The 11,474-nt window shown below is 64.4% G+C and carries 12 protein-coding genes; 6 read left to right on the top strand and 6 right to left on the bottom strand.

Going from position 1 to position 11,474, the window contains the following annotated elements; all coding sequences use genetic code 11:
- Together AC1DZA_RS19625 and AC1DZA_RS19630 are read left to right on the top strand one after the other, a co-directional pair.
- A partial coding sequence (locus AC1DZA_RS19625; RefSeq protein WP_476774026.1) for an integrase core domain-containing protein occupies positions 1–134 on the top strand: 134 nt, incomplete at its 5' end.
- Positions 135–346: 212 nt separating this feature from the next.
- Positions 347–988 (top strand): GntR family transcriptional regulator, encoded by a 642-nt coding sequence (locus AC1DZA_RS19630; RefSeq protein ID WP_476774017.1) that lies wholly within the window; start codon positions 347–349, stop codon positions 986–988.
- A 101-nt stretch (positions 989–1,089) separates the two neighbouring features.
- Here the strand turns inward: AC1DZA_RS19630 and AC1DZA_RS19635 are convergent, their stop codons facing one another.
- The 5 genes from AC1DZA_RS19635 to AC1DZA_RS19655 form a co-directional block, all read right to left on the bottom strand.
- The gene (locus AC1DZA_RS19635; protein WP_476774018.1) at positions 1,090–1,725 is read right to left on the bottom strand and encodes a LysE family translocator; all 636 of its coding nucleotides are present in this window, start codon (positions 1,723–1,725) and stop codon (positions 1,090–1,092) included.
- Between the two features lie 119 nt (positions 1,726–1,844).
- Positions 1,845–2,243, bottom strand: coding sequence for a DUF1761 domain-containing protein (locus AC1DZA_RS19640; RefSeq protein ID WP_476774019.1), 399 nt, complete (start codon positions 2,241–2,243; stop codon positions 1,845–1,847).
- The gene (locus tag AC1DZA_RS19645) at positions 2,240–2,713 is read right to left on the bottom strand and encodes an SRPBCC family protein (protein ID WP_476774020.1); all 474 of its coding nucleotides are present in this window, start codon (positions 2,711–2,713) and stop codon (positions 2,240–2,242) included. Before AC1DZA_RS19645 ends, AC1DZA_RS19640 begins: the two co-directional genes overlap by 4 nt.
- Positions 2,714–3,332: 619 nt before the next feature.
- Positions 3,333–5,585, bottom strand: a complete 2,253-nt coding sequence (locus AC1DZA_RS19650) for an arylsulfatase (RefSeq protein WP_476774021.1) — start codon at positions 5,583–5,585, stop codon at positions 3,333–3,335.
- 522 nt (positions 5,586–6,107) lie between these two features.
- The gene (locus tag AC1DZA_RS19655) at positions 6,108–6,611 is read right to left on the bottom strand and encodes a hypothetical protein (protein ID WP_476774022.1); all 504 of its coding nucleotides are present in this window, start codon (positions 6,609–6,611) and stop codon (positions 6,108–6,110) included.
- Positions 6,612–6,912: 301 nt separating this feature from the next.
- Here AC1DZA_RS19655 and AC1DZA_RS19660 point away from each other — a divergent pair, with 301 nt between their 5' ends.
- The 4 genes from AC1DZA_RS19660 to AC1DZA_RS19675 are packed head-to-tail and all read left to right on the top strand — an operon-like array spanning position 6,913 to position 10,671.
- Entirely contained in the window at positions 6,913–7,824 is a 912-nt protein-coding gene (locus AC1DZA_RS19660; RefSeq protein ID WP_476774027.1) for an ATP-binding cassette domain-containing protein, read from the top strand.
- Entirely contained in the window at positions 7,821–8,663 is an 843-nt protein-coding gene (locus AC1DZA_RS19665; RefSeq protein WP_476774023.1) for a hypothetical protein, read from the top strand. Before AC1DZA_RS19660 ends, AC1DZA_RS19665 begins: the two co-directional genes overlap by 4 nt.
- A gap of 11 nt (positions 8,664–8,674) precedes the next feature.
- On the top strand, positions 8,675–9,994 hold the full coding sequence (locus AC1DZA_RS19670) for a sensor histidine kinase (protein ID WP_476774024.1): 1,320 nt from the start codon (positions 8,675–8,677) through the stop codon (positions 9,992–9,994).
- A complete protein-coding gene (locus tag AC1DZA_RS19675) occupies positions 9,991–10,671 on the top strand; it encodes a response regulator (protein WP_476774025.1) in 681 nt (226 codons plus the stop codon). The genes AC1DZA_RS19670 and AC1DZA_RS19675 overlap by 4 nt, the downstream gene beginning before the upstream one ends.
- Before the next feature lie 667 nt (positions 10,672–11,338).
- On the opposite strand, the gene AC1DZA_RS19680 is transcribed toward AC1DZA_RS19675, so the two are convergent.
- Positions 11,339–11,474, bottom strand: a 136-nt coding sequence (locus tag AC1DZA_RS19680; protein ID WP_476774028.1) for an integrase core domain-containing protein, incomplete at its 5' end; no start/stop codon positions are given.

The following is an 11,474-nucleotide window of genomic DNA, read 5'->3' on the forward strand; positions in this document are numbered from 1 at the left end:
CCACCGCAGCGTGGGTCGACTGGTACAACGACCGGCGGCTCCACGGGAGCCTGGGCATGCTCAGCCCGACCGAGTTCGAGCAAGCCCACTACGCTGACACAGACCTTACGAGTGGGCTGCTCAACCACCCGTAAAACACCGGCAGGAAACCCGGGGCGCTTCACTCTTCCCCTTATGGCACGGCACCGCTAGCCAACAACTCGAACCTTGCCAAACGCACACGCCAACAGGCATAAACCACCCACTGGCACCCAACCCCGTCTCGGGAGATGTAATATATTTATGATTTCCTCAACAGGAGAAGTGGAGACCTGATATGCCAGTTCCGACGAGCGAGCACGCGGTCGTGGAACGACAGTCGCTACGGCAGGTCGCGATCGAACGGATCCGCGCAGCGATCATCGACCACACCCTCGAACCCGGTGAGATCCTTCGCGACGAAGACCTCCAGAATTGGTTGGGCATGTCCCGCACTCCAGTCCGGGAAGCACTCAACGAACTCGCACGCGTCGGATTGGTCGACATGGCGGCGCAACGCTACACCCGAGTCGCCGCCCCGGACCCAGCCACAGCGCTATTTGATTTGCAGACCATCGGCGCACTTCTCGGCGGCGTCACCCGGATCACCGTCCCGGTCCTCACCGCGGACGACACGCTTACTCTCACCGCAGTGCTGGACCAGATCATCGCCGCACTGAACAGCAACGACACCGCTACTTATATCAGCCTCGGATACGACCTCGCCCACCAACTCCTCGACCGATGCCCCAACCCAGTCCTGGTCGCCGCAACCCGCGACATCATCGACGCGAAGATCTATCGTGTCTCCTTGTCCCGCATCGAAGCCAACCGTGACCCCGTCACTCTCACCACCCTGTACCGCAAGCTCCGCGACGCCGTCCTCGACGCCGACCCTATCGCCGCCGAGCTTGCCATCGAACCCATCTTCCAACTCACCACCACCGTGCACGAAACCAACCCGGCCTGACGGGTATCGCGGCTTGCTGGTTGGGAAGTGGCCGCGTTGCTGGGTCGATTGCCGGAACCTCGCGTTCAGTGAGACCCGTCCGTTGCTGGGACGGACTCGCCCTATTCGGTGGCGATGCGCAGGCCGAAGAACACGAATACTGCGCCGGTCACGGCGGCGATTGTTTGTCGCACTCGCGGGCGGTTCAGCCATGTCCGTGCCGCGCCGGCCAGGTTGCCGAGGACGAGGTACCAGATGATGGCCACGGCCGCGTGGATGGCGGTGAATAGCATCGTCATGGCGAACGGCGAGGTGTGAGGTGGGAGGAACTGTGGCAGGAACGCCACGAAGAACACGCCAAGCTTCGGGTTCAGCGCTGCTGTGAGCAGCGCCTGACGGAATCCCCATGGAAGCGCAAGACGCCGCTTCCTGGGCTCGTGCAGCGGCGGGTCGGCCTGACGTCGTTTGATCGCTGAACGAAGCGCGATGAGTCCGAGCCAGACGAGGTACGCGGCGCAGGCGAACTTGAACACGGTGTACGCCTCGGATGAGGCCCGGAGTACCGCTGCGAGTCCGAGTCCGGCGGCGGTGCCCCAGATGAGCAGGCCTGCCCCGATTCCGAGCGCGGCGCGCATGGCCGCGGCGCGGCCGGCGTTGATGGCCGTCACCAGCACCACGGCGGTATCAGGACCGGGGAGCATCGTGAGGAGCGCTGCCGCGATCGTGTACGCGCCGATGGCTTCCGGGATGGTGTTCATCGCCGCACCCTTCCCGCGAATCGGCCGGTGTGGCTCCTGATGCGCCTCGCGACTACTTGTCTTGGGGTACCTCTTGAAGCACCGGACCAATATGCTTCGGCTTGTCCAGCCCGCTGAAATTATGTCTGGAGGGCGCCGAGGATGGCTCCCATGGTGGTGAAGGTAAGGGTGTAGTAGCCGGCGTTGATGAGGAACAGGGGCAGGTTGCGGTGTTCGAAGAGGTAGTTCACGCCGATCGCGCCGGAAACCCAGACAAAGCCCGTGAGGAACCCGGCGGTCGCGCCGAAGATCACCCCGGCGGTGCCGATGAACGCCGCCAACACGATGGCCATGATCGTGGTGATCAGGAAGGCGCTGAGGAACACGCGGGCGGTCCCGGTTCGGGCTTGCTCCTCGGTCACCCCGGAGGCGCGTAGCCAGGCGCGGGAGAAGAGAGGGCCGTACCAGAGCCCACCGATGAGGAACGCCGCGATCGCAGCGATCGCGACCGCCCACCAGTTGACGGCAAGTTCCGTCATCGTGGCGACCTCATGCTCCCGCGTGCGGGTTCGAGGGTGCGCTTCAGGTCTATCATGTCCGCGCGGAGCGCTTTGCGAGCCGCACCAGCGAACAGGGCGAAGGTGATCGCGAGGAGCCGCGCCTTCCGGGTGACGGGGATGCCAGTGAAGGCCAGGTCCACCCTGGTCTGGTCACCGGGAAGCGCCGTGAACCTGTAGCGGGTGCAGTATTCGGTGCCGTTTGAGGAGGCTTCCACGACGTAGGATTCTGGCGTAGTCAGGGCGGTGACCCACATCTCTTCGGTGGCAGTGCGGCCGAACAAGCGGCGAGTCTCGCGCCACCGAGTCCCAACGGCAAGCATGGCCGGACCGCCGAGGATCTCGATGTCCTCAATCCCGGACACCTGATCAGCGATCGAATCCAGGTCACGGAACGCATCGAAGACCAGTCCGACGTTCGCGTCGATGGTGACGCTCGTACGGATCTTCAAAACCGGCCGGCTATCATCTCATACTCCATAACACTAGTATGTCATCCCAGCCGTTGATTACCCACCAGCTGCCGCCATCGAGAAGCGCCTACCGCACTCCGAACTCCGAATGGACCCCATRTAGCCGGGCGTGGTGGCCATCGACGCCGAAATCGCCGGCAGCCACCCGAGCAGTCCGAGCAACAAATGAAGGCAGGGTCCGCCTTCAACGCAGGCTCCGCGCCCCCAACGCACCAGGCCAGCATGCAGACGGGACCCGGGAACTCAGTGGCCCTCGCCAAGGAACGGTTGGCCATTGACGTTGAAGACAGCCAAGCTCGTCACCACTCGGCGGCCGCACCAGCGGAAGAGCGGCGTACTACGAATTTGTGCGGTTCGGCAAGGTAGGGCGCAACCTTAGCGACGAGGTAGTAGCGGCGAGGTGGTAGGGGGATGCGGGCGGTGGAGCAGGAGTATCGGCGTGTGGTTCGTGCCGAATAGCTGAGGACCGGTTGCCACAGGTGTGGAGGATCGAGTGGGCTGTGGCGGCGCTCCGCGAGACAGGGTTCGACGTTGCAGGGCATTGAGTCCGGCATGATGAAGCGGCGCGCGGCCCGGGACGCCTCCAGAAAGGCCTTCGTCACTCACGCATGAGCATCGCCTGCGCCTCGCGCTCGAGATCGACGAACGGCTCGCCGCTGACGTCGACACGCACACGTCGGAGCGTGCCACCGGTGAACGGCCACGGTGCGACGCCCGGGTAGTCGTCGGTCACTGGCTCGCCACCGTCTCTTCCGACGGTGAGTCCTTCGCCGGCGATCGAGAACTTTCCGGGTTGGGTCCGGATGCGCGCACTACCTACCTCCCGCTCGCCGCAATGCAGCGTGAGCATGCCTGTCGCGACGTGGTTGTCCTCGCCGTCCTTGTGGAAGGACGCCGCGAGGATCACGTTCTCGCCGGTTGGGAGGTCCTCCGTGGCGTCGATCTTCTGCTCCAGCATCCCGACGAAGTTGTTGACGTAGTGGAGGCGGCAGTCCTTCACGTAGAGGGCATGCCCGCCGAACTTCGATCCTTGCGCGAAGAGAACGCCCTCCGCGCCTGGCGCCGGGAGGTCGACGAGCGCTCCGATGACGAAGGAGCGATTGCGGACGTTGACGGACTGCGACTCGGGGACCTCCGCCATATCGGCGAAATAGACGTATCGCTCTCGCGGTGCCGAGAGCACGGGGCGTGGGGTCAGCAGGATCTCCATGGCCGAGCGGTCGTCGAGCGGGAGCGCCTGGTTGCGCCCTGCTTCGGCGAACCACAGGTTCAYGAGCTCCCGCACCATGTCAGGGTGCTCGCTCGCGACATTGTGCAACTCCGCCCGATCGACGTCGGTGTGGTAGAGCTCCCACTCGTCGTCGTTGAAGTGACTCCAGCCGCTCAGCGTGGGATGGTTCGTGATCGCCTTCCAGCCGTCGTGCCAGAGGGCGCGCGAACCCAGCATCGAGTAGAACTGGGTGCGACGCGTCGTGGGCGCCACCCCATCGTCGAGCGAGTAACGCATGCTGACACCGTCGAACGCACTCTGCTCGTGTCCTTTGATCTGTTCGGGCTGCTMGACGCCGAGCATATCGAGGACCGTGGGCACGATGTCCACGGCGTGGTGGTACTGGTCACGGATCTCGCCGCGAGCGTTGGACCCGGCGGGCCAGGAGATGATGCACGGATCGCATGTGCCCCCGTTGAACTCGTAGCGCTTCCACATTTTGAACGGCGTGTTGAACGCCATCGCCCACCCGTTCGGGTAGTGGTTGTACGTGTTGACACCGCCGAGCTCGTCGAGCATCGCCAGGTTGCTTGCCATGTCGTCGGGGATCCCGTTCATCATCCGCATCTCGTTGACCGAGCCGTTCGGGCCACCCTCGCCACTCGCACCATTATCCGAGACGAGCACCACGATCGTGTTGTCCCGCTCCTCGATGTCGTCGAGGTAGTCGAGGAGGCGCCCGATCTGGTAGTCGGCATGCGAGAGGAATCCCGCGTACACCTCCGCCATGCGGCTGAACAACCGCTTCTCCTCGTCGGAGAGCGTGTCCCACGGTCGGGTCTCGTCCATCGCCGGGAACGGGATGCCGTCGGGCCCGGTCCTCGTCTCGGGCGTCCCGAGTGGGTTGAGGGGCGGCAGATCGGTGTCCGCGGGAACGATCCCAAGTTGCTTCTGCCGGGCGAGGGTCTGCTCGCGGATCGCCTCGTAGCCCATGTCGAACCTCCCGGCGTACCGGTCGGCCCATTCCTTCGGGGCGTGGTGCGGGGCATGCGCAGCACCGGGGGCGTAGTAGAGGAAGAAGGGCTTGTCGGGCGCGATCGCTTTCGCGTCGCGGATGAACTCGATGGCCTTGTCCGTGATATCCACAGAGAAGTGATAGCCCTCTTCCGGCGACCTGGGTTGGTCCACTGGATGGTTGTCGTAGACGATGTCGGGATACCACTGGTTCGTCTCGGCCCCCAGGAAACCGTAGTACCGCTCGAACCCGCGCCCGCTCGGCCAGTTCCGCCGGGTCGAGGCGACGTTCATCTCGTCGTCGGGGCACAGGTGCCACTTGCCGACGGCGTAGGTGTTCCAGCCGAGCTCACCGAGGATCTCGGAGAGCATCCCGTTGGCGGGCGGGATCGTGCCGCTCGCGTTCGGGAACCCGATCGCCGCCTCGGTGATGCACGCCATGCTGTTGCGGGTATGGTTTCGGCCAGTCAGCAGGCACGACCTGCTCGGCGAGCAGAGTGCTGTGGTGTGCCACTGCGTGTAGCGCACGCCGTCGGCGGCGACCCGCTCGACGTTGGGGGTCTCGATCGGCCCACCGTAGGCCGACATCGCCGAGAACCCGACATCGTCGAGCACGATGTATACCACATTCGGGGCGCCGTCTGGCGCCTTCGGCGGCTCGAACGGCTCCCAATCCGGCGCCGAATCCCGAATGTCGACGCTAACGATTCCACCGAACTGCTTGGCCATAACTCCCCCAGGTCCCCCGCCACTCTCGATGAGCATCGAAGCGATGGTGCTACCGAACCCGCGAATTCGACCTCGCGCGTTCGGCGCTCACTGGTTCGGCGCTCGCTGGGCGAGCATGCTGCAGACGCTACCCGCTTCTCAGCCCAACTCACAAGAGATCGCGTCGGGCGCAATGACGCAAGGCTGCTTACGCGCCGCTCAGACACAATTGGGCCGCGCAAAGTCATGGCCCGACCGAACCGGCCGTCCGCCTGCCGCACAACTGTCCCCCCATCACTCATCGCAAGCGTCCTGGAAATGCTGCAGAACGGGACGGAGGGCTCATCCGGTCATCGGAAATTTGCCACTGCTGGGTCGGCGAGCAGCAGCGGCTTCGCCGTCGGCGTCGCCCGAACCAGCCCAGTCGGATCTGCTAGCCAGTCAGGCGATGCTGAGTGATTTCGCAGGAGGGTGCGGCGGTGAGTGGTGGCGCGCGAGCGGGGCGCGCGCGTGCGCATAGTCCGACATAACCTGCGCGATCAGTTCGCTTGGGGAGGCCGCCGCCTCGTGTTCAAGGAGCGCCGCAATGAGAGTGCGGGTCGCTGCGGGCAGCCATATCCGACCATCGCCCTGCCATCCCCGGTTCCTGGACGGGGCCGCCTTCTCGGGTTCGGGTGGCCGTACCGGCGGGAACGTCCGGATCCCGGTATCCCGGAACAGTGCCCGGTTCGCGCGGACCGGGATGACGTATCGACCCCGGACCAGCCGCCCGGTGATCGTCCCGGCCTGGATCTTCCGGATGATCGTGACTCGGGTGTACCCCGTCACCAGTACCAACTCGGCCGCCGTTAGTTCCGGAGCGAGGGCCGTGAGCTTTTCCAAGTATTCGTCAAACACAGCCGCGTCTACTGCCGCCCGCAACTCCAGCTCAGCCGAATCCGGCATCCCATCCCCTTCTGCACCGCCACTAGAATCCGCCACACCCGCCCGACATTCCTGTTCGGCTGCGAACGGTAACAATCAGGCTGGCGAACCGACACCCAGAACACCACACACATCATAGCCGGTGATATTTTAGTGTGCGGACGCCGGATGCCTCCGTCAGGGCCGGATCGCCTCGGCGCCCGCCGTCAGCAACAGACCCCGGTATGGGGTCGCAGGTTGTAGTTCTGGGGTCCCACTTTCGGCGTTGGATCGGGCTCGTGGGCGGACGCTAGGCCGGGGTGGAGTTCGTAGCGTGAGTTTCATGATTACTGCGCGTGAGCTGGTAAAAAATTATGGCGGGAAGCGGGTCGTGGACGAGGTGGATTTCACGGTGCGGCCTGGTCTCGTGACCGGATTTCTTGGTCCGAATGGGGCCGGCAAGTCGACGACGATGAGGATGATTGCAGGGTTGGCTCGTCCGACGTCGGGTGCAGCACTGGTGGGTGGGAGACGGTTCTCGGCGCAGCCTGCTCCGTTGCAGAAGATGGGTGTATTGCTGGATGCGAAAGCGGTCCATGGCGGGCGGACGGCGTTTGATCATCTGTCCGCGTTAGCGGCGACTCATCGGATCGGTGCGCGTCGGGTGCGGGAGGTGCTCGAGTTGACCGGGCTTGAATCAGTCGCGAACCGGCGGGTGGGCAAGTTCTCATTGGGGATGAGTCAGCGGTTGGGGATTTCGGCGGCAATGCTCGGTGACCCTGCTGTGTTGATGCTGGATGAACCGGTCAACGGTCTGGACCCGGAAGGCGTGTTGTGGGTGCGGCAGTTCCTCCGGAGCCTGGCCGCGGAGGGGCGCACGGTGTTCCTGTCGTCGCATCTGATGAGCGAGATGGCGTTGACCGCGGATCATCTCATCGTGCTCGGACAGGGCAAGGTTCTCGCGGATGCCCCGGTGGCGGAGATCGTCGCCGGTGGCACCGGCCCGCGGGTTCGGGTGCGGTCTTCGCAGGCAGCCGAGCTGGCTTGTTTGGTCGCCAGGCTTGAGGTGACGGTGCACAGCAGCYAGCCGGGTGTGGTGGAGATCACCGGCATTGACGCCGTAGAGGTCGGTGACCTCGCGGCCCGGCACGGTATCCCGATCCACGAATTGACCATGGCGACCGCGTCGCTGGAAGAGGCCTATATGGCGTTGACCGGAGACACAGTCGAGTACCGAACGGAGGCCGTCCGATGAGCACCACCACCCATACGCCCCTCGTCGAGCACGCCGCAGGGTCGGGCCGTCGCGCCGACACCAAGCCGGTTTCCTTTCTGGGACTGGCGCGTTCGGAGTGGATCAAAATCCGCAGTCTCCGATCGATGCGTTGGACCAGCGTTGCTGTCGTCGCGATCAGCCTTGGGTTGTCCGTCGGGTACACATTTGTCCTCCTTGGCGCCAACGGCGGAGGCAACACCGCAGYGACCACCGGGCAGCTTATCCAGGGGGCGACTGCGGGAATCGTGCTGACGCAACTACTCATTGCCGCTACCGGGGTGCTAGTCGTCACGACCGAGTACGCCACTGGTGCGATCTGGTCTACCCTGACCGTGGCGCCCGCCCGGGTGAAGCTGCTGGCGGCGAAAGTTGCCGTGGTGTTTGCCGCCACATTCGTGGTCACAGTGTTGTCCACTGCTGGAGGGTACCTAGCGTCAGCGGCCGTCTTCGCCGTCCGTGGACGCACGGTGGACATGCTCGAGCTGGCGACGCTGGGACCAGTCCTTGCGTCTGGACTCACCCTCGGCCTTGTTGGAGTGATCGCGGTGGGCGTCGGGGCGGTCCTGCGGTCCAGTTCGGCCAGTATCGTCGCGGTGATCGTACTCCTGTTCGTGCTACCGATCCTGCTCCAGTCGATTCCCAGTGATTGGTCGCGCGAGCTCCTCGAATACCTGCCGTCGCAGGCAGGACAGGATCTCACAGCACCGGCCAGCAACTCAAACGCCCTCGACTGGTGGATGAACCTCCTGCTCCTTGCTGGCTGGTYGGCCACGGCTTGCGCCGCGGGCGGTCTGCTCCTGAGCAGACGTGACGTGTAGTGTCCCATTCCGTGCCTGTCACCACCTTCGTCCCCGACCGCGAGAGCCCAGCGGCCGGGGACGAGGTGCGTATACCCCGCGAACCAGGTGCGTTCCGACAGTTCCTGCACCGCCACCCACATCTGGCCGACGCCACCGTGGCAGGGGCGTATCTCTTGCTCTCGCTGTTCGGCACGATCGGCGTCGCCATCTGGAGCCCTCAAGCGCCGCCCCTGTGGGTCACCCTGCTGCAAACCGGCGCAACGCTGACAGCCGCGATCGCGCTACTGCTTCGCCGGCTGGTGCCGTGGCTGGTGCTTGCCGTGGCATGGGCCACCTTCATGTTCGTCTATCCCTACCATGACGCAGATGTCGGCCCGGTGCTCCTCGCGCTGTACGCCCTTGCCGTATACCGCTCTCCACGCGCCGCGTGGATCGGATTCGCAGCGACAGCTGCCATCGCCCTAGTACCTGCGTGGTCAACCGCTAACGAAGACCGGAACGGGTTCGTCCTTACCATTGGGCCAGATGATCCGAGCGACCCGTATGTCTTCCTGCGAGCGTATGTGCCGCTGATCGTGTTGTTGCTGACCGCAACCTTGATCGGCACCGGTGTCGGCAACCGGGCACGGTACGTCGACGCGCTCATTGCCCGTGCGCGGGCGCTCACCCGGGAACGAGACCAGCAAGCCGAACTCGGTGCCGTCCTCGAGCGCACACGCATCGCTCGGGAGATGCACGATATTGTCTCCCACGGGCTCAGCGTGATGATCACCCTCGCCGAGGGTGCCGCGGCGACTGTGGAACGCAATCCGYCACGGGCGGCGGACACCATGCGCTCCGTCGCTGAGACCGGACGGGACGCGCTGGGTGAGATGCGGCGCACCCTGAACGTGCTGCGCCGCCCAGGCGACACGGACGGCAGCCACGCACCGCAACCCGGTGTCGCCGACATTCCCGCTCTGATCGACAGGTTCCGCACCGCCGGCATCACCATGCACTTCAGCGCGTCCGGCCCGCCTGTCAAGGGAACCGATCTACAACTCTCGGTCTACCGAATCTTCCAGGAAGCCCTCACCAACACGCTCCGTTACGCTCCCGGAGCCACCGTGCACGCCCGCATCGACCACCACGATCACACAGTCATCATCACCGTCGCCGATAACGGGCCCGCCCGCGTGACCTCAGCCTCGGGCGGCGCCGGGCGCGGCCTAGCCGGCCTCCGAGAACGCGTCGCGCTCTACCACGGCACGCTCCATGCAGGCCCCCACCCGAAGGGGCGCGGTTGGCGGGTCGAGGCAACCCTCCACTGCCCAACCACAGGATCAACCGAAAGCGAACCCACAAGATGACCACCTCCAAAACCCCAATCCGGGTTGCGATCATCGATGACCAAGCACTCGTACGCACCGGGCTTCGCATGGTCTTGGACGCCGACCCGGGAATCACCGTCGTCGGCGAAGCGGGCAACGGCCGCGACGCGATCGACCTTGCGCACGCTCACACAATCGACGTGATGCTCATGGACGTTCGTATGCCAGGTGTCAACGGGATTACCGCAACCGAGACGATCACCGCCACGGCCAGCGCGCCGCGCGTGATCGTACTGACCACCTTCGATCTCGATGAATACGCGTTCGATGCGCTCCGCGCCGGAGCCAGTGGATTCCTCCTCAAAGATGCGCATCCCGACGAACTCGCTACCGCGATCCGCACCGTCCATACCGGCGATGCGACCCTTTCCGGACGCGTCACGAAACGAATGATCGAGATCCTCGGCAACAAACTTCCCGCGGCCCCGCACGCGAACCCGGAACTGAGCAAACGTCTCGCCACCCTCACTCCCCGCGAACGTGAAGTCCTCATCGCGATCGGACAAGGCCACACCAACTCCGAGATCGCCAGCCAGTTTTTCCTCTCCGAATCAACCGTGAAAACACACGTCACCCGAATCCTCTTCAAACTCCAAGCACGAGACCGCGTCCACCTCGTCATCCACGCCTACGAACACAACCTCTTCCCCACTTGACAGCCCCCAGTCGTACCACTAGAACGCTTTTAGAAGGGCGCCGAGTGCGACGCAGGAACAGTTGCGCAAGTYGTTGGAGTGAAGAACCGAACTTCAGCGGGACCATGGCGCTCGTACCAGGGCGCCGTTCACGTTCAACCCCGGCTATACAACCTGCGAAGAGCCCTCGGTGTGATGGCTTGCCGTTGTCACTGGGCATCTTGGTTGCGATGACCACGATCAACCATTTCGAGAGCTGCACCATCGCGATCGCACCGGAACCGCGCTAACCATAGGTCTCACCCTCTCGGGCTGCATGACGACCAACATCGCCCACCAGTACGACGTGAGCTCGACCGCACACGGCGCCGAAGCAGCGCTACACTGACCCTGCAGCGACTAAGACTGGACACCAGTACCGTCGCCGTTATCCTCACCGCCTGAACCCACGTTCCGAACCCGGATGCCAAACCACTGTTAGCGGCTGTGAGTCTTGAACCGGTCGGTCTGGGACTGGCTGTCAGGGTGGTGTTGGCTGTCCCGTCTTGGTCGTGACTCTTGTTAGCGGTGGCCCCGTCAGGGTGCCCTCGAATGGACTTGTCCGACCATGCCGGGGGTCGACGCCGCCCTGGCTCACCTCAGTGTCCTGATCAGGAGATTGAAGCGCCCCGGGTTTCCTGCCGGTGTTTTACGGGTGGTTGAGCAGCCCACTCGTAAGGTCTGTGTCAGCGTAGTGGGCTTGCTCGAACTCGGTCGGGCTGAGCATGCCCAGGCTCCCGTGGAGCCGCCGGTCGTTGTACCAGTCGACCCACGCTGCGGTGGCG

It is taken from the genome of Agromyces sp. P2_B3, from assembly GCF_056404815.1.